Below are 17,968 nucleotides of genomic sequence, written 5' to 3'. Positions count from 1 at the left end.
GGATTGACTGTGGCGGAGTGCGGGGTGATGAATCAGCAAATCTGACGAGCGCGCTGAGTCCACGTTCGGTCGCATCATCATTGCTGCACGAGTTTGGGCGTCAGGCCAATCTGCTCTGCACGCTTCTGCGCCGCTTCCGCAGACGCACGATCGTTGAACGGCCCCGCTCGCAGCAAGGCCAGATCGCCCTTCTCAGGCACCTTCTTGTGTTCGATGTAACCCGGAATCTTCTCGCCCTTGAGCTTGCCCAGCCAATTGCGGGCGCGGTCCTCTGAAGCGAATGCGCCGATCAGGAGAATGAACTTGCCGCCGTTGGCATCGGTGCTCGGTGCAGCCGCTTGCTGTGGGGGCTGGGCGGCCGGTTGGGCAGGTTTCGCTGCGGGCTTGGATTCAGCAGGTGGCGTCGGACTGGCGACGGGCTTGGGCGGTGTCGCGGGCTTGGCTGCAGCCGGCGGGTTCTGGGCTGCGGGCGGCGCGTCATTGCTTGCGACAACCTCTTCGCCCTGGTCAAGCGCCTGCGCCTGATCCGTCGACGAAACTGCGGGACGCGACGCGGAACGCCGGCTGGCGACCTTCGGCTCGTCGGTCGAGGCCTTGGCGCCACGATCGACCGGCTGATCCTGGATCTGCACGGCCACGGCATCGGTCACGGGGCGCGGCTTGGAATCAAACACGAGGGGCAGCACGATCACGGCGGCGCCAACCAGCACCACGGCACCGATCAGCCTGCGGCGAGCGCGTTGTTTTTGCGGGAGTTCAGGGTCAAGACCGTCGTCGTCATCGTCGGTGCGACGGGAAGCGCGGCTGCGAGCATTCGACGATGCGCGCGAACCCCGCACCGCATCGCGAGCCACATCGGCAGCACTACCGGCGGCTGCGCCGCGTGTGCGTTGGCCTTCAGCGTTCTTGCGGGAGGAAAAGATGGAAAACAGTCCCATGAGGGCCCCGGTTTTAGTGCGCGCGACTCTTGCGCTCCGCCAGCACGCCGGCAACGGTGTAGAACGATCCGAAGACCACGATTCTATCATCCTCGGTGGCCCGCTCCATGGCGTTGCGATAGGCTGTGGCGGGATCGCTGAATGTGCTCACGCTTGATTCCTTGCCTGCGCGGAAACCGGCGTCGGCCAGCACCTGCGCCAGGCTTGCGGCAGTCGCCGCGCGCGGCGTCGGCAAGTCGGTCAGGCACCAGTGATCGACCTTGTCGAGCATGTGCCGGAGCACACCTTCGATGTCCTTGTCCTGCATCGCACCGAACACCGCGTAGGTGTAGCGGTAGAAGCCCATGTTCTCGAGGTTCTGGCCCAGCGCGGCCGACGCGTGCGGGTTGTGTGCGACATCCAGGATCACGGACGGACGCCCCGGCAGAACCTGGAAGCGCCCCGGCAGCACCACCTGCGACAGCCCCAGACGCACGTCCTGCGCCGAGATCGGCAACCGATCGCGCACTGATTCCAAAGCAGCCAGCGCCGCCGACGCATTCAGCAGTTGGTTCGCCCCGCGCAATGCGGGATAGCCCAGGCTCGACCAACGGCGCCCGCGGCCGCTAAAGCCCCACTGCTGCTTGTCGCCCTGGAAGTTGAAATCGCGACCGATCAGCCAGAGATCTGCGCCAATGGCCTCGGCGTGTTTCACTAGGGAGATCGGCGGCACCGGGTCAGAGCAGATCGCCGGCTTGCCTGCACGGAAGATGCCGGCTTTCTCAAAGCCGATCGCCTCGCGGGTATCGCCCAGGTAGGCCATGTGATCGAGATCGACGCTGGTGATGATGGCGCAATCCGTGTCGACAATGTTGACCGCGTCCAACCGGCCACCCAGGCCGACTTCGAGGATCACCGCATCAAGACCCGCGTTGGCGAACAGATGCATGATCGCCAGCGTGGTGAATTCGAAATAGGTCAGGCTGACGGGCTCAGGGAAGCTGCAGCGCGCGCGCTCTACGGCCGCGAAGTGCGGCAGCAGCATCGCGTCGGTGGCGATCTCTCCATTCACGCGAGCGCGCTCGTTAAAATCGATCAGGTGTGGCGAGGTATGGCAACCGACCTTGTAGCCGGCGGCCAGCAAGATCGCCTCGAGCATCGCGCAGGTCGAGCCCTTGCCATTGGTGCCGCCCACCGTAAAGACGACTGACTTGAATTCCAGCCCGAGCGCATCGCGCACGCGACTGATGCGGGCCAAGCCCATGTCGATGCCGACCGGGTGTGCGGTTTCCAGGTGGGCCAGCCAGTCGGGCAGCGTGTCGAATGTAGGCATGCGAAATAGGTGGCGCGGCTTCAGGAAACGGGCCGCGCAAAAACAAGAAGCGCGGACTCACGCCCGCGCTTCGGTTCAACAGATGTGCTGCATCAGGCCAGTGCGTCGGCCGGTTGCTTCTGCAGGAGCGCAAGAAGCTCTGCGATCTCGCGGCGCATGTTGCGGCGGTCGACAATCATGTCGATGGCGCCCTTCTGCAGCAGAAACTCAGCGCGCTGGAAGCCTTCCGGCAGTTTCTCGCGAACGGTCTGCTCGATCACACGCGGACCGGCAAAGCCGATCATTGCCTTGGGCTCGGCGATCACCACGTCGCCCATGAAGGCGAAGCTGGCGGACACACCGCCCGTGGTCGGATCGGTCAGCACGCTGATGAACGGCAGCTTGGCTAGCGCCAGCTTCTGGACCATCGCAGTGGTCTTGGCCATTTGCATGAGCGACAGCAGGCTTTCCTGCATGCGCGCACCGCCCGAGGCCGTCACACAGATGAACGGCACCTTCTGTTCCAGCGCCATCTGCGCACCACGCGCGAAACGCTCGCCCACCACCGAGCCCATCGAGCCCGTCATGAATTCGAACTCGAAGCAGGCCACCACCACCGGCAATGCATGGATGGCGCCGCCCATCACGACCATCGCATCGGTCTCGCCGGTGTTGTCCATGGCGGCCTTGATGCGGTCGGGGTACTTTTTGCTGTCCTTGAACTTGAGCGCGTCGACCGGGAGGATCTCCTGACCCAACTCATAGCGCCCTTCGGCGTCCAGCAGCGCGTCCAGGCGAGCACGGGCTCCGATACGCATGTGGTGGTCGCACTTCGGGCAGACGTGCAGGTTGGCCTCGACGTCGGTCCGATACAGCACCGACTCGCAGGCCGGGCATTTGACCCAGAGGCCCTCCGGAATGCCCTTGCGTTGCGACGGGTCGGTCTGTTGGATCTTGGGCGGAAGCAGTTTGTCCAGCCAGCTCATGCGTGCTCCTTGAATGCGGTGTCGCCGAGATCAGGCGTCGAGCGCCTGGCGAATCTCCGCGATGAAATCAGTCAAGTATTGTACCGCTTGTTCGCGAGGTGCTTCTTCAAGCAATTGCACAATGCGGGATCCGATGACCACCGCATCCGCCACACCGCTGATCGCACGTGCCGTTGCAGCGTCACGAATGCCGAACCCGACGCCCACCGGCAGCCGCGCGTGCTGGCGGATTTGCGGGATGCGTGCCGCCACAGCGTCGAGGTCGATGGTGGCCGCGCCTGTCACGCCTTTGAGCGACACGTAGTAGATGTAGCCACTCGCCACGCGCGCGATCTGCGCGATACGCGCTTCGGTGGACGTGGGCGCCAGCAGGAAGATCGGATCAATGCCAGCGGCGCGCATGGTGTTGGCAAAAGCCTCGCACTCTTCGGGCGGATAGTCGACCACGAGGACGCCGTCCACGCCGGCTTCGGATGCAGCTTTGGCAAACGCCTCCACGCCCATGCGCTCGATCGGGTTGGCGTAGCCCATGAGCACCACGGGCGTCGTTGAATCGGTGGTGCGGAATGCACGCACATACTCCAGCACCGTGCGCAGACCGACCTTTTTGGCCAATGCGCGCTCCGAAGCACGCTGAATAACTGGGCCGTCCGCCATCGGGTCGGAGAACGGTACGCCCAGTTCGATGACGTTGGAACCGCCCTTGACCAGCGCGTGCATCAGGTCGACGGTCATCTCGGGGTACGGATCACCCGCCGTGATGAACGGAATCAGGCCCTTGCGGCCCTGTGCGGACAACTGCGAAAAAGTTTGAGCGATGCGGGACATAGGGGGATCAGGTTTCAGGCGACCTTGATAGTCTCAGGCGCCTGCGATTCAGTCGGTTGGACGTTGGCGGCAGCGGCGGCATGCACAGCAGCCACCCGCTCGCGCGCCACGCGGCAATAGTCGGCATTGATCTCGAAGCCGGCGAAGCGGCGGTCAAGCCTTGCACACGCGGCCGCCGTTGTGCCGCTGCCCAGGAACGGGTCCAGCACCAGACCGCCCGGCGGGCAGCTTGCCAGAATCATGCGTTCCACCAGTTCCAGCGGCTTTTGGGTTGGATGCTCGGCGCGCTCCGGGTCTTGCCGGTGCAGGCGCGACACGCTCCACACGTCCTTCGGGTTGTAGCCGACTTCCAGCCACTTCTTGCCCTCGAAACGCTTGCGGCTGCGCGCTTTTTTCGTCTCGGCATCGTACGGAATGCGCACGGCGTCGACATCGAAGTAGTAATCGCGTGAAGCGGCAAAAAAGCCGATGTTGTCGTGCACCGACGAGAACTTGCGCGTGCTGCCGCCCATACTCGGCACTCGGCGGTCCCAGATGATCTCGTTGACCATCGTGAGGCGCCGCTTGAGCATCACGAACAGTTCCGGCGCGTATTGCCACGTGCAGAACAGGTAGAGCGATCCGTTGCGCGCCAGCTTCGGCCGCACCGCATCGATCCAGCGTTCGGACCAGGCGAGGTATGCATCGCCCGACAGCTTGTCGGAGTCGTTGCCGTAATCCTTGCCCAGCCCGTACGGCGGATCGGCGATGACAAGGTCCACACTGCCGTCGGCCAGATGCCCGACCCCGGTAATGCAGTCCTCGTTGAAGATGCCGTCGATGGCGCGCTCGGTCATGCGTGTGCCAGTGCCGTTAGAGTTTGATACCGGAGAATTCGGCGACGGTATGCATATCCTTGTCGCCACGGCCGGACAGGTTCACCAGCAGGATCTTGTCCTTAGGCAGTGTCGGCGCCAGCTTGCACGCATACGCCAGCGCGTGGCTCGATTCCAGCGCCGGGATGATGCCCTCCATGCGGCACAGGTCGTGGAATGACTGCAGCGCCTCCTTGTCGGTAATGCCGACGTATTCCGCGCGCCGCACATCCTTCAACCAGGCGTGCTCCGGACCGACGCCCGGATAATCGAGCCCGGCCGAGATCGAATGCGTCTCGATGATCTGGCCGTCTTCATTCTGCAGCAGATAGGTGCGGTTACCGTGCAGTACGCCCGGTGAGCCGCCCGTAAGCGACGCGGCGTGGCGACCGGTCTCGATGCCCTCGCCCGCTGCTTCCACGCCGATCAGCTTCACGTCGGTGTGGTCAATGTACGGATAGAAGATGCCCATGGCGTTGGAGCCGCCGCCCACACAGGCGATCACCGCGTCCGGCTGGCGGCCGGTCATCTCCGGCATCTGCACTTTGCATTCCTCGCCGATCACGGCCTGGAAGTCGCGCACCATCATCGGATACGGGTGCGGGCCTGCCACCGTGCCGATGATGTAGAAGGTGTCGGCCACGTTGGTCACCCAGTCGCGCATCGCTTCGTTCAGCGCGTCCTTGAGCGTGCGCGAGCCCGACTCCACCGGCACCACGGTCGCGCCTAGCAGCTTCATGCGGTAGACGTTGGCGGCCTGGCGGCGCACGTCTTCGCTGCCCATGTAGACGACGCACTCCATGCCGTAGCGCGCGGCAATCGTGGCGGTGGCAACACCGTGCTGGCCGGCGCCCGTTTCGGCAATCACGCGTGGCTTGCCCATGCGGCGCGCGAGCAGCGCCTGGCCGATCACGTTGTTCACCTTGTGCGCGCCGGTGTGGTTCAGGTCCTCACGCTTGAGGTAGATCTGCGCGCCACCGCAGTGTTCGGTCAGGCGGCGTGCGTGATAGATGGGCGACGGCCGACCGACGAAATGCTTCAGCTCGTATTCGTATTCCTTGATGAACTCGGGATCGTGCTGATAGCGCGCATAGGCGTCGCGCAGCTCATCCAGCGCGTGGGACAGCGTTTCGGCAACGAAGGTGCCGCCGTAGGGGCCGAAATGGCCGTGGGCGTCGGGCAGGTTGTACATGGCAATCTCTCGAGGCGTCCGCCGAGGTCAGGGTGAAGCCCTGTCGGCGGAAATATTCAGGAAGGCGTGCGTCGCGAAAGACCTGCCGGATCGGCTCAGGCCTGAACCGATGCGCCCAGGGCTGCATCGGCCTCGCGGACCGCACGCACAAATGCGGTCATCCGGGCGTGGTCTTTCACGCCCCGTGCGGCCTCGATCCCGCTGCTGACGTCAACAGCGTATGGCCGCACGCGTTCAATCGCGCCAGCGACGTTTTGCGCGCTCAACCCACCACTCAAAACGAGCCGAGGAGCGGCGCTTGTGGTTGGCAAGGATGGCGATTGCGGGAGCCATTGCGAAGGAATGAGAGTCCAGTCGAAGACGTGGCCGCCGCCGCCATACCCCTCAACAAATGCGTCGAGCAGCAGGCCTTGAGCAGCGGCAAACCGATTGCCGAATTCTACCAAATCGGCCCCGGGCTGAACACGCAGGGCACGCAGCCACGGCAGCCGCACCTTCGCTGCAATCTCGGCGCACAGCTCTGCCGGCTCGTCACCGTGGAACTGAAGCAGCGTAAGCGGCACTTTGTCCAGCACGCGCGCCACGTCGTCCGCGCTGGCGTTGACGAACAGGCCCGTCACGGTGACGAACGGACCGGCGCGGCGAGCCAGCTCGGCAGCGCGTTCGGTGGCGACGTAACGCGGGCTGGGCGGATAGAAGACGAGCCCGATCGCATCGGCGCCGAGTTCGACGGCGTGGTCGACGTCGGCCGGCTGGGTCAGGCCACACAGCTTGATACGGGTACGGTGCAACGGCATGGTGGAAGCGGAGTTCACGGGCCGACGTATTCGTCGAACACGCCACGAAACAGGCTGGACGATGCCGGAGATGCCGGCAACGAGAAGACATCAGGATAGCCGACCTCGGCCAGATACAACCCGTCGGGCATGAAGGTCGGGGCGGCGGCGACGCGGCTGCGTGCTGCCAGCACATCGCGCATCCAGGAAGATGGCTGCCGGCCCCGCCCGATCGCCACCAGGCAGCCCATGATGTTGCGCACCATGTGGTGCAGGAATGCACTGCCACGAATACGGACGAATACCCACTCGCCCTCGCCTCGCACCTCGATCGAGTACATCGTTTTGACGGGCGACTTGGCTTGGCATTCGGCCGCGCGGAACGACGAGAAATCGTGCTCACCGACCAAGACCTGCGCAGCCTCGTTCATGGCTGCCACGTCAAGCGCTTGGCCAGGCGGCAGCATCACGTAGCCCGCCTTATCTTCGAGCAACGGTGCGCGCGTCGGGCCGAAGGTCAGCGCGTAGTAATACGTGCGGCGATGCGCGGAGAAGCGCGCGTGGAAGTCCTCCGGCATTTCCTGCGCCCATCTCACGGCCACCGTGGGGGGCAGAAACGCGTTGGTGCCGCGCACCCACGAAAACGGCTCGCGCACGAGGTCGGTATCCAGGTGGACGACCTGGCCCAGCGCATGCACACCCGCATCGGTGCGGCCGGCCACCGTGGTCGGGAGCGCCACGCCGGCAAACTGTCGCAGGGCCGCCTCCAGTGCGTCCTGCACGGTGTTGCCGTGCGGCTGCGATTGCCATCCCGAAAACGCGGCACCGTCGTACTGAATGCCAAGCGCGATGCGCGTCATGCCGTGTGAATCCTCATGCGGAAAGAAAAACGCCGGCAGGATACCACCCTGCCGGCGCTGTCGATGGCGTAAAACGCGTTGCGTCAGCCGATCTGGCGCATCAAGGCTTGCGCCTCGGCGTGGAACGACGGATCGCCCAAATCCAGCACTTCCTGCAGCAGTTCGCGTGCGCCTTCCTTGTCGCCAATCTCGATGTAGGCCTTGGCCAGATCGAACTTGATCTGCAGATCGCGCACACCGTCGGCACCGTGCTCACCGGACAGCGTGTGCGGCAGGTTGGTGTCTAGGCGGATAGCCGATTGCGGTTCGTCGTTCGCGACTTCAGCGTGCTCCGCGTGGTGCGGCTCGGATTCGAAATGCATCGGAGCCTGCGACAGGTCGGTCGGCTGAGCCCAGCTCGGCAGGCTTTCCTCCCCGGCAACCGAGGCTGCCGGAGCAGCCGTTTCTGCGGCAGGCGGCGTCGGGTTCAGATCCAGCGACAAGTCCGACAAGTCCATGTGCAGCGGGGGCGCGGCGACGGGCTGATAAGCCTCGCCAGCGTGCGCGTTGAACTGGGGGAGATCCGCTTCAGGTTCTGCATGCACCTTGAAGATGTCCGATGCTTCTTCCGGCGCGGTGATCGGCTCGCCTGCTGCCGGCGCCGGGAACGACTCCAGCGGCAGATCGAAATCGGCCAGTTGCGGCGCTTTGGTCGACGGTGCGGACGGGTCCAGATCCGGAGACAGCGTGGTCCAGTCGTCCCCGCGACGGGTGGTTTGACCGGTCACCGTCGGGCTGAAGGCCTCGGCAGCCACTGCGGCGCCCACACCGGCCAGGGCAGCGGCACCTGCCACTGCGGCGCCAGCGTGGCTCGGTTCCGCATGGGCTTCGGCACCAACATGGCTCCCATCACCCTGCACCGTCAGGTACAGCGGGTTGGCGGGATCAAACTTGCGGCCCATCGCAGCCGCCTCTGCCCATTCCGACGAGGCCGCGCCGACTTGCGCCAGCATCTCTTCAGCAATGGTCTGGAAGCCATGGGCGTCCTGACGATTGGCGTAAATTTCCATCAACTTCAGACGAATGGCTTGGCGCTCCGGATGCTGCTCCAGAGCCTCGCGCAGGATTTCTTCGGCTTGTACGTCGCGGCCGTAGGCGATGTAGACATCGGCCTCGGCAATCGGGTCGACTTCATTGCTCTCGTTGCCGCCACCAATGCGGAAATCCGCACCGAACACGCTGTGCTGCGAAGTGTCGACGCTTTGACCACCGGCCGCGCCAAACAGCGAGTTGGCACCCGCCATCACAGTGCTTTCCTGCGACAGCAGGCTGTCCTGGAAGCCATGCGCCTGCTCAGGCTTCTGCTGGCGACGGCGATACACCACCAGACCACCCAGCAGGGCGACCACCAAGCCACCCAGGCCCAGAGCCATCGGGTTGCCCAGCAGCGACGAGAGGAACGATTCTTCCTGGATCGGCGGCGGCGGGGCCACAACTACGGGCGCCTTCTTCGGCGCGGCAGCGGGAGCCGACGCAGCAGCAACCGGTGCGCTGGCAGTTGCTTGCGGTGCAGAGGCTGCCGCCAACGGCGCCGATGCGGCCTCCGGTGCGGAAGCCGACGCTGCAGCCGTCGCCGACGAAGCCGGGGCGGCGGCCGTTTCCGCCGGCGCAGCGGCAACAGGGGCCGGGGCAGACGTGGACGCTGCTGCCGGTGCGGGAGCGGGCGCATTGGCCGCCGCCACTGCCGGAGCCGCCGTCGACGGTGCAGCACCAGCGGCCGGCTTGGCAGCGCTGGCGGCCTTGGCCAGTTCAGCGTTCTTCAATTCAACCAGGCGTTGCATGTCAGAGAGATTCTTCTCCAACTGTGCAACGCGTGACTCCATCTCCTTGAGCGCGCGCTCCTTGGCGACGAGTTCCTCGTCGCGGGCGGCTGCCGCGCCAGCCTTGCCGGCACGGTCAGCCTTGGACAGACGCAATTCGTCACGGCCGCTGGCAGCGGGCGTAGCTTGATCCTGCACACGGGCCGACACGCTGCCGCTTTGCTGGCGGGCGGAATCGGTATCCGTGGCCGCGTTGGCTTCCGCTGCCGTTGCGAGGCGATTGCGGTAGCCGGCGAAGCCGGACGTTTGCGCAATGACCTCGCGGCGTGCTTCACGCGCAGGCGTTTTCTGCGCTTCGGCCTGCGACGGCACTTTCAGCACCGAACCGGTACGCAGCCGGTTGATGTTGCCGCCAATGAAAGCGTTGGGGTTGTTACGGTACAGCGCCAGCAGCATCTGGTCGAGCGACACGGCATCCTGACCCTGAGCGGCCGTCGATGCCACGTCATACAGGCTATCGCCGCGCTGCACGGTGTACGAGCCACCAGGCGTAGCGTCCGGCGCGGCAGCAGCAGGAGCAGCTTGCTGGGCACGCGCGGCTTGGCGAGCAGCACGGGGCTGGCGTGCCGGTGCCGGCGCAGCCGCAGTCGGGGCTGCAGCTTGCGGTTGAGCTGCCGAGGCAGCCGACGTCGATTCAGCGGCGCCCGGCGTGGTGGCCTGCACCACCGGCGTCGGCGCGAAATTCTGTGCAGTATTGCTGGAGCCCACCGGGTCCAGCAAGAACGTATAGGCGCGCGAAACGTGGCCGCTCGCCCAGTTCAAGTCGACCAGAACATCAACGAACGGCTCGGCGACGGGCTGCGTCGAGCGCAGACGCACCACGTAGTTACCATTCGACTGGCGCTCCAGCGAGGCACGCAGCGAGGAGACGATCGGGTTGTAGGTCAGGCCGGCACGCGAATAGGCATCCGGCGCGGCCAGTTTGGCGACCAGGTTTTGCGCCTCTTCGGGCGTCACGCCGGTCAGATCGATTTCGGCCTGCAGCGGCTGGCCGAGGCTGGAACGCACGTGCAGCGCGCCGAAACCGGCCGCTTGCGCAGCGGGCTGAATCAGCAGCAGGCTCGCCGCAGCAAACGCGACGGCCGACCAGCGAGGACTGCGATGGGACGATTCTCTCCGGCGGTATTGGCTCACCCTCACCTTCGACTCCGTTATCTTTTAATGTGCAAACGAACTTAACATCAACGAGTTAGCGCAGCAAGTTCACCCAAAAAGTGAAATGCTGGATAAGAACCGCCGTCAATCTTTATGAAAACGACACAATTGGCGAGATTCTGAAGCACCCGACGTACCCCCCCGGAATGCGTGTGCTTCATGTGGCGCTAACCCTTCCCCGTGCCCCGTCCACCCCACGAATGGGCGGACAGCGTTCCGGCCGCTATTGTGTACCAACGTTACAGACCGTGGGCGTCCAGATGGCACAACGCCGCGCAGGCCGCGCGGCGTTGGTAGAAAAAGCGCACTTTCTGTTGTCAGGCCGCAACGACAGCCGTCGATGCCCGGCCTGACAAGGAAAGCAAAGGCCGAATCACTTGCCCAGCAGGATACGCAACGTACGGCGCAGCGGCTCGGCGGCGCCCCACAGAAGCTGATCGCCGATCACGAAGGCGCTCACATACTCGGGCCCCATGTTCAGCTTGCGCACACGGCCCACGCCGATTTCCAGGCCACCCGTGATGGAAGCCGGCGTCAGTTCCTTCTCGGTGATGCTGCGGTCGTTCGGCACCCACTTCACCCAGGGGTTGCCCGAGCGGATGATCTGCTCGATTTCGTCGAGCGGCAGGTCGCGCTTGAGCTTGAGCGTCAGGCCCAGGCTGTGGCAGCGCATCGCGCCGATCCGCACGCACAGGCCATCAACCGGAATCGTCTGCGCCGTGCCCAGGATCTTGTTGACCTCGGCCTGACCCTTCCACTCTTCCTTGGACTGACCGTTGTCGAGCTGCTTGTCGATCCACGGGATCAACCCACCAGCCAGCGGCGCCGGGAAGAATTCGGTCGGCACGTCTTCGCGGATGGTCTTGGCAACCTTGCGGTCGATGTCCAGGATGGCAGACGCCGGGTTGGCCAGCTCATCGGCCACAGCACCGTGGATCACGCCCATGCCCTTGAGCAGTTCGCGCATGTGGTTTGCACCACCGCCCGAGGCTGCCTGGTAGGTCATCGAGCTGACCCATTCGACCAAGCCTTCGCGGAACAGACCGCCCACGCCCATCAGCAGGATGGAGTTGGTGCAATTGCCACCGATGAAATTCTTGGTGCCGGCCGCCACCGCATTCTTGATGAGCGACAGGTTGACCGGGTCCAGCACGATCACGGCATCGTCTTCCATGCGCAGCGTCGAGGCGGCGTCGATCCAGTAGCCATTCCAGCCGGCAGCGCGCAGCTTCGGGAAGACTTCGGTCGTGTAGTCGCCGCCCTGGCACGTGATGATCGTGTCGCATGCCTTCAGCGCTTCGATGTCGTTGGCGTCAGCCAGGGGCGCATCCGTCTTGGCGAATGCGGGTGCCTTGCCGCCAGCGTTGCTGGTGCTGAAAAACACGGTGTCGATCAGGTCGAAATCCTTTTCTTCCTGCATGCGCTGCATCAGCACGCTACCGACCATGCCGCGCCAACCGACGAGACCTACCTTCATGATTGTGAACCTCTAGTGATTTTCCCCGCCTCGGTCGCCCGGCGTGACCGCGCGGGGAAGGCGAACGGGCACGACGGACGATCTACGAGATCGTTTTTTTGGTAATGATTTTCGTGGTCGTGCGAATCTCGACAGGCGTCATGCGAGTGCGCGCGGCGGTGCCCTTGGCGGCGATAGCCAGGGTGCCCAGAATGCCCAGTACGAGGACGGGGAGCGCGATCGAGATCATCTGCAAAAATATACACGATTTGGCGGCCACACAATGCACTGCAACATGTGTCCGCCCAAAAAACGACGATTGCGGTGCCGCGTGTGACGGCACCGCAACGCACGCTTTGATTTACAGGGCAGCGACCACCGCGTCGCCCATCTCCACAGTGCCGACCTGCTTGCAGCCCGGCGTCAGGATGTCGCCGGTCCGGTAGCCCTGCGCCAGCACCTTCTTGACGGCAGTTTCAATGCGATCAGCCTGCTCGGCCTTGTTCAGCGAATAGCGCAGCATCATCGCCGCCGACAGGATCGTCGCCAGCGGGTTGGCAACACCCTTGCCAGCGATGTCCGGCGCGGAACCGTGCGACGGCTCATACAAGCCTTTGTTGTTCGCATCGAGCGACGCCGACGGCAGCATGCCGATCGAGCCCGTCAGCATGGCAGCCTCGTCCGAAAGGATGTCGCCGAACATGTTGCCGGTAACGATCACGTCGAAGTTCTTCGGGGCCTTCACGAGTTGCATGGCCGCGTTGTCGACGTACATGTGCGACAGCTCGACTTCCGGATATTCCTGGTGCACATCGGTGACGATGTCCTTCCAGAACTGGAACGTCTCGAGCACGTTGGCCTTGTCGACGCTGCACAGCTTCTTGCCGCGCTTGGCGGCAGCCTGGAAGGCGACGTGCGCGATACGGCGGATTTCCGGCTCGCTGTAGCGCATGGTGTCGAAGCCTTCGCGCGCGCCGGCGAACACACCGTCAGGTGCTGCTCGCACGCCGCGCGGCTGGCCGAAGTAGATATCGCCAGTCAATTCGCGCACGATCAGGATGTCGAGGCCGGAGACGATCTCAGGCTTCAGGCTCGACGCGCCGGCCAGTTCCGGATAGCAGATCGCCGGACGGAAATTGGCGAACAGCTGCAGGTGCTTGCGCAAGCCGAGGATGGCCTGCTCCGGGCGCAGCTCGCGCGCCAGCGTGTCGTACTTCCAATCGCCCACGGCGCCGAACAGGATGGCGTCAGCCTCCTTGGCGAGCTTGAGCGTGTCTTCCGGCAGCGGATGGCCCTTGGCCTCGTAACCGGCGCCGCCCACCGGGGCGAATTCCATCTCGAAGGGCTCGCCCAATACCTTGAGCACCTTCACGGCCTCGGCGACGATTTCCTTGCCAATGCCGTCACCCGGCAACACTGCAATCTTGGTCATGTAGTTGTCCTTGTTGTTCTGGTATCCGCTCAGCCGACGAGCTTGTGCGCGAGCCACGGCATCCTGGCCAAGCGCTGCGCTTCGTAAGCCTTGATCTGGTCGGCGTAGCGCAGGGTCAGACCGATGTCGTCGAAGCCGTTGAGCAGGCAGTATTTGCGGAACGCCGTGATGTCGAATGGGTACGCCGTACCGCCCGGCGTGACGACGATCTGCTTGTCCAGATCGACAGTCAGCTGGTAGCCGGTAAAGGCTTGCGTCTCGTTGAACAGATGGTCGACTTGCGACTCTGTCAGCACGATCGGCAGCAGGCCGTTCTTGAAGCAATTGTTGAAGAAGATGTCGGCAAAGCTCGGCGCGATGATGGCGCGGAAGCCGTACTGCTGCAGCGCCCACGGCGCGTGCTCACGCGAGCTGCCGCAGCCGAAATTCTTGCGCGCCAGCAACACCGAGGCGCCCTTGTAACGCGGCTGGTTCAGTACGAAATCCGGGTTCAGCGGACGCTTGCTGTTGTCCTGCCCAGGCTCGCCGACGTCCTTGTAGCGCCACTCGTCGAACAGGTTCGGGCCGAAGCCCGTGCGCTTGATCGATTTGAGGAATTGCTTCGGGATGATGGCGTCGGTGTCGACGTTTTCGCGGTCGAGCGGCGCCACGAGGCCGGTGTGGATGGTGAATTGTTCCATGATTGCTCTCTCTATCCTGCCGCTCAAGCGAGCTTGCGCACGTCAACGAAGTGGCCTTCCAGCGCAGCCGCAGCCGCCATCGCCGGGCTGACCAGATGGGTGCGGCCGCCCGCGCCCTGACGGCCTTCGAAGTTGCGGTTGGACGTGGATGCGCAGCGCTCGCCCGGGTCGAGGCGGTCGGCATTCATTGCCAGACACATCGAGCAACCCGGCTCGCGCCATTCAAAACCCGCCGCCTTGAAGATCTTGTCGAGCCCTTCGCGCTCGGCCTGCTCCTTCACGAGACCCGAGCCCGGCACGACCATCGCCAGCTTCACGTTCGAGGCAATGCGCTTGCCCAGCTTCTGCACGACCCACGCGGCAGCGCGCATGTCTTCGATGCGGCTGTTGGTGCACGAGCCGATGAACACCTTGTCGATGTTGATGTCGCTGATGGCGACGTTCGGCTGCAGGCCCATGTATTCGAGCGCGCGCTCCATGGCGTTGCGCTTGTTCGGGTCTTTTTCCTTTTCAGGATCTGGCACGCGGTCTTCAATGCTGACCACCATTTCCGGCGACGTGCCCCAGCTCACCTGCGGGCGAATCTCTTCAGCACGCAGCTCGACCACCTGATCGAAGTGCGCACCTTCGTCGGAATGCAGCGTGCGCCAATAGGCGACGGCCTGTTCCCACTCCACGCCCTGAGGCGCGAACGGACGACCCTTGATGTATTCGAGCGTGACATCATCCACGGCGACCATGCCGGCGCGTGCGCCGCCTTCGATGGCCATGTTGCACACCGTCATGCGGCCTTCCATCGACAGCGCGCGGATGGCCGAGCCACCGAATTCCATGGCGTAGCCCGTGCCGCCGGCCGTACCGATCTTGCCAATGATGGCGAGCACGATGTCCTTGGCCGTGCAGCCACGCGGCAGCGTCCCTTCCACCTTCACGAGCATGTTCTTGCTCTTCTTGGCGAGCAGCGTTTGCGTAGCCAACACGTGCTCGACTTCCGACGTGCCGATGCCATGCGCAAGCGCGCCAAACGCACCGTGCGTGCTGGTATGCGAATCGCCGCACACGACCGTCATGCCAGGCAGCGTCGCGCCCTGCTCCGGCCCGATCACGTGCACGATGCCCTGACGCTTGTCATTCATCTTGAATTGCGTGATGCCGTAGCTGTCGCAGTTGGCATCGAGCGTATCGACTTGCAGCTTCGAAACCGGATCGGCAATGCCGTGCGAACGATCGGTGGTGGGCACGTTGTGATCCGACACAGCCAGGTTGGCGCTGATGCGCCACACCGGACGCTCGGCCATCTTCAGGCCTTCGAAGGCCTGCGGGCTCGTGACTTCGTGCAGCAGTTGGCGGTCGATGTAGAGGACGGTCGTGCCGTCTTCTTCGGTATGAACGACGTGGTCGTCCCAGAGTTTGTCGTAGAGCGTCTTGGCCATGATGCGATCCGTGCACAACGCGCCCTTTCTTATTTCAGGGCCGCCGCGCGAGCAGTTTCGTGGGGAGTGATCGATTATGCCACCCGGTGCATTGGGCACCGGACGTGACTGACGAAAGGGGGTTTCGCCATTATGCGAAAGCCCTTCTGACAGCTGCGGGCAACAAAAAGCCCCGCTGGTTTCCCGAGCGGGGCTTCTGTAAAGCAAACAGCCAGGCTTAGCGCTTGTCGATCGACGGCACTTCGCGGGTTGCAGCACCGTTGAACAACTGGCGCGGACGGCCGATCTTGTATTCCGGATCCGTGATCATCTCTTCCCACTGTGCAATCCAGCCCACCGAGCGGGCCAGCGCGAAGATGCAGGTGAACATCGAAGTCGGGATGCCCAGCGCGCGCTGAACGATGCCCGAATAGAAGTCGACGTTCGGGTACAGCTTGCGGCTGACGAAGTACTCGTCTTCCAGCGCGATCTTTTCCAGCTCCATGGCCAGCTTGAACAGCGGGTCGTTGTGCAGGCCCAGTTCGTTCAGCACTTCATGGCAGGTTTCGCGCATCAGCTTGGCGCGCGGATCGTAGTTCTTGTACACGCGGTGGCCAAAGCCCATCAGGCGCACGCCGCTGTTCTTGTCCTTCACCTGCTTGATGAACTCGGGCACCTTGTCGACGGTTCCGATTTCTTCCAGCATGTTCAGCGCAGCTTCGTTCGCGCCGCCGTGCGCCGGGCCCCACAGGCAAGCGATACCGGCCGCAATGGCAGCGATCGGGTTGGTGCCCGATGAACCGGCCAGACGCACCGTCGAAGTCGAGGCGTTCTGCTCGTGGTCTGCGTGCAGGATGAAGATGCGGTCCAGTGCCTTCTCCAGCACCGGGTTCACCTTGTAGTCTTCGCACGGCGTGGCGAACATCATGCGCATGAAGTTACCCGTGTACGACAGGTTGTTCTGCGGATAGATGTTCGGCTGGCCGATGTTGTACTTGTACGCCATGGCCACCAGCGTCGGCAGCTTGGCGATCAGGCGGATCTGCGAGATTTCGCGCTCGCGCGGGTCGTTGATGTTGGCAGCGTCCGGATAGAACGCGCTCATGGCACCAACCAGGCCAGTCAGCACGGCCATCGGATGGGCGTCACGACGGAACCCGCGCAGGAAGAACTGCATCTGCTCGTGCACCATGGTGTGATTTGTCACCACATGGTTGAACTCTTCCTTCTGCTTGGCATTGGGCAGCTCACCCTTCAGCAGGAGATAGCAGATTTCCATGAAATCGCACTTGCTGGCCAGATCGTCGATGGCGTAGCCGCGGTACAGCAGCTCACCTTTGTCACCATCAATGTAGGTGATCTTGGAATTGCACGACGCGGTCGACATGAAGCCGGGGTCGTACGTGAACTTGCCCGTCTGACCGTACAGCTTGCGAATGTCGATCACGTCCGGGCCAACCGTGCCCTTGTAGATCGGCAGCTCGACGCTGGGCGAGCCATCGGAAAACGATAGGGTGGCTTTCACTTCGGACGGCGTCATGTCGGTTTCCTTCTCTGCTGTTTATAAAAATAAAGTCGGGAGACTCCCGCCAGACGGATCAAGGGGCGCCGGCCGGGGGCGGCTGGGCTGATTCGTCTTGCGGCAACCTCTCGCGCGCCGGTTTAGACCGAGCGCAGCAAGGTCAGGACGTGCTGGATGTGAGGCACGTCGAGGTCACCCTCCGGTTCCTTGCGTGCAAGCAGGAGATCCATCAGGTCGTTGTCGGGTAACTCGAACAACTGCGAGAGTGCGGCAACGTCGTCATCTGACAGCTCCGTCTCGTAGCGGTTGAAGAAGCGCTCGACGATGATGTCGTTCTCAAGCAGGCCGCGTCGGGCACGCCAGCGTAAACGGGCACGCTTGTGCGGATCGGACTGATGGGAGAACGTCGGAGTGTTCACAGCAACCATACTTCCTAAAAATGCGTCGCCGGAGAAACCGCTCCGGCGACACACAATGCCAAAGTGCCCTGACTCGCGCCTTACACCGCGCGGCGCACCATCAATTCCTTGATCTTGCCGATGGCCTTGGTCGGGTTCAGACCCTTCGGGCACACATCGACGCAGTTCATGATGGTGTGGCAGCGGAACAGGCGGTACGGATCTTCCAGGTTGTCCAGACGCTCGCTGGTAGCCTGATCGCGGCTGTCGGCGATGAAACGATACGCCTGCAGCAGACCGGCGGGGCCAACGAACTTGTCCGGGTTCCA

At 63.6% G+C, this 17,968-nt stretch carries 16 protein-coding genes and 1 pseudogene; all 17 read right to left on the bottom strand.

The features are described 5' to 3' along the window. Nucleotides 1–77: 77 nt before the first annotated feature. On the bottom strand, nt 78–938 hold the full coding sequence (locus tag ACTJK6_RS00085) for an SPOR domain-containing protein (RefSeq protein ID WP_232040397.1): 861 nt from the start codon (nt 936–938) through the stop codon (nt 78–80). Between the two features lie 13 nt (nt 939–951). Beyond that, the gene (folC, locus tag ACTJK6_RS00080; protein ID WP_440838087.1) at nt 952–2,250 is read right to left on the bottom strand and encodes a bifunctional tetrahydrofolate synthase/dihydrofolate synthase; all 1,299 of its coding nucleotides are present in this window, start codon (nt 2,248–2,250) and stop codon (nt 952–954) included. A 92-nt stretch (nt 2,251–2,342) separates the two neighbouring features. Next, nucleotides 2,343–3,215 carry an acetyl-CoA carboxylase, carboxyltransferase subunit beta gene (gene accD, locus ACTJK6_RS00075; protein WP_232040399.1) on the bottom strand — a complete coding sequence of 291 codons (873 nt, stop codon included), beginning with the start codon at nt 3,213–3,215 and terminating at the stop codon, nt 2,343–2,345. Between the two features lie 30 nt (nt 3,216–3,245). Continuing rightward, nucleotides 3,246–4,043, bottom strand: a complete 798-nt coding sequence (trpA, locus tag ACTJK6_RS00070; RefSeq protein ID WP_232040400.1) for a tryptophan synthase subunit alpha — start codon at nt 4,041–4,043, stop codon at nt 3,246–3,248. Between the two features lie 14 nt (nt 4,044–4,057). Next, the gene (locus tag ACTJK6_RS00065; protein ID WP_440838086.1) at nt 4,058–4,879 is read right to left on the bottom strand and encodes a DNA-methyltransferase; all 822 of its coding nucleotides are present in this window, start codon (nt 4,877–4,879) and stop codon (nt 4,058–4,060) included. Nucleotides 4,880–4,895: 16 nt separating this feature from the next. Then, complete coding sequence (gene trpB, locus ACTJK6_RS00060) at nt 4,896–6,089, bottom strand: tryptophan synthase subunit beta (protein ID WP_440838085.1); 1,194 nt, start codon at nt 6,087–6,089, stop codon at nt 4,896–4,898. Between the two features lie 95 nt (nt 6,090–6,184). Then, the gene (locus ACTJK6_RS00055) at nt 6,185–6,904 is read right to left on the bottom strand and encodes a phosphoribosylanthranilate isomerase (protein WP_440838084.1); all 720 of its coding nucleotides are present in this window, start codon (nt 6,902–6,904) and stop codon (nt 6,185–6,187) included. After that, nucleotides 6,901–7,725, bottom strand: coding sequence for a tRNA pseudouridine(38-40) synthase TruA (gene truA / locus ACTJK6_RS00050; protein ID WP_440838083.1), 825 nt, complete (start codon nt 7,723–7,725; stop codon nt 6,901–6,903). Before truA ends, ACTJK6_RS00055 begins: the two co-directional genes overlap by 4 nt. 83 nt (nt 7,726–7,808) lie before the next feature. Then, a complete protein-coding gene (tapV, locus tag ACTJK6_RS00045) occupies nt 7,809–10,724 on the bottom strand; it encodes a FimV/HubP family polar landmark-like protein TapV (protein ID WP_440838082.1) in 2,916 nt (971 codons plus the stop codon). A gap of 388 nt (nt 10,725–11,112) precedes the next feature. Continuing rightward, nucleotides 11,113–12,216, bottom strand: coding sequence for an aspartate-semialdehyde dehydrogenase (asd, locus tag ACTJK6_RS00040; protein WP_004634424.1), 1,104 nt, complete (start codon nt 12,214–12,216; stop codon nt 11,113–11,115). A gap of 82 nt (nt 12,217–12,298) precedes the next feature. Beyond that, entirely contained in the window at nt 12,299–12,475 is a 177-nt protein-coding gene (locus ACTJK6_RS00035) for a hypothetical protein (protein ID WP_232040405.1), read from the bottom strand. Between the two features lie 81 nt (nt 12,476–12,556). Beyond that, nucleotides 12,557–13,627, bottom strand: coding sequence for a 3-isopropylmalate dehydrogenase (gene leuB, locus ACTJK6_RS00030; protein WP_440838081.1), 1,071 nt, complete (start codon nt 13,625–13,627; stop codon nt 12,557–12,559). Between the two features lie 29 nt (nt 13,628–13,656). Continuing rightward, on the bottom strand, nt 13,657–14,307 hold the full coding sequence (leuD, locus tag ACTJK6_RS00025) for a 3-isopropylmalate dehydratase small subunit (protein ID WP_260802259.1): 651 nt from the start codon (nt 14,305–14,307) through the stop codon (nt 13,657–13,659). Between the two features lie 23 nt (nt 14,308–14,330). Continuing rightward, nucleotides 14,331–15,740 carry a 3-isopropylmalate dehydratase large subunit gene (gene leuC / locus ACTJK6_RS00020; protein WP_260802258.1) on the bottom strand — a complete coding sequence of 470 codons (1,410 nt, stop codon included), beginning with the start codon at nt 15,738–15,740 and terminating at the stop codon, nt 14,331–14,333. Nucleotides 15,741–15,957: 217 nt separating this feature from the next. Beyond that, nucleotides 15,958–17,259 carry a citrate synthase gene (gene gltA, locus ACTJK6_RS00015; protein ID WP_232040409.1) on the bottom strand — a complete coding sequence of 434 codons (1,302 nt, stop codon included), beginning with the start codon at nt 17,257–17,259 and terminating at the stop codon, nt 15,958–15,960. Nucleotides 17,260–17,381: 122 nt separating this feature from the next. After that, complete coding sequence (locus ACTJK6_RS00010; protein ID WP_232040410.1) at nt 17,382–17,669, bottom strand: FAD assembly factor SdhE; 288 nt, start codon at nt 17,667–17,669, stop codon at nt 17,382–17,384. Nucleotides 17,670–17,740: 71 nt separating this feature from the next. After that, a pseudogene (sdhB, locus tag ACTJK6_RS00005) lies at nt 17,741–17,968 on the bottom strand (succinate dehydrogenase iron-sulfur subunit); the annotation flags it as partial.

It is taken from the genome of Ralstonia sp. 22086, from assembly GCF_052045975.1.
Lineage (GTDB): Bacteria > Pseudomonadota > Gammaproteobacteria > Burkholderiales > Burkholderiaceae > Ralstonia > Ralstonia wenshanensis.
Note: the sequence above shows the minus strand (reverse complement) of the source record. Positions and strands in the feature narration are given on the sequence as shown.

Excerpts from the sequence above, each read along its gene's own strand:
- ACTJK6_RS00085 (WP_232040397.1), bottom strand. The coding sequence starts at position 938 with ATGGGACTGTTTTCCATCTTTTCCTCCCGCAAGAACGCTGAAGGCCAA.
- trpB (WP_440838085.1), bottom strand. The coding sequence starts at position 6,089 with ATGTACAACCTGCCCGACGCCCACGGCCATTTCGGCCCCTACGGCGGC.
- leuC (WP_260802258.1), bottom strand. The coding sequence starts at position 15,740 with ATGGCCAAGACGCTCTACGACAAACTCTGGGACGACCACGTCGTTCAT.
- trpA (WP_232040400.1), bottom strand. The coding sequence starts at position 4,043 with ATGTCCCGCATCGCTCAAACTTTTTCGCAGTTGTCCGCACAGGGCCGC.
- leuB (WP_440838081.1), bottom strand. The coding sequence starts at position 13,627 with ATGACCAAGATTGCAGTGTTGCCGGGTGACGGCATTGGCAAGGAAATC.
- ACTJK6_RS00065 (WP_440838086.1), bottom strand. The coding sequence starts at position 4,879 with ATGACCGAGCGCGCCATCGACGGCATCTTCAACGAGGACTGCATTACC.
- leuD (WP_260802259.1), bottom strand. The coding sequence starts at position 14,307 with ATGGAACAATTCACCATCCACACCGGCCTCGTGGCGCCGCTCGACCGC.
- asd (WP_004634424.1), bottom strand. The coding sequence starts at position 12,216 with ATGAAGGTAGGTCTCGTCGGTTGGCGCGGCATGGTCGGTAGCGTGCTG.
- gltA (WP_232040409.1), bottom strand. The coding sequence starts at position 17,259 with ATGACGCCGTCCGAAGTGAAAGCCACCCTATCGTTTTCCGATGGCTCG.
- folC (WP_440838087.1), bottom strand. The coding sequence starts at position 2,250 with ATGCCTACATTCGACACGCTGCCCGACTGGCTGGCCCACCTGGAAACC.
- truA (WP_440838083.1), bottom strand. The coding sequence starts at position 7,725 with ATGACGCGCATCGCGCTTGGCATTCAGTACGACGGTGCCGCGTTTTCG.
- accD (WP_232040399.1), bottom strand. The coding sequence starts at position 3,215 with ATGAGCTGGCTGGACAAACTGCTTCCGCCCAAGATCCAACAGACCGAC.
- ACTJK6_RS00010 (WP_232040410.1), bottom strand. The coding sequence starts at position 17,669 with ATGGTTGCTGTGAACACTCCGACGTTCTCCCATCAGTCCGATCCGCAC.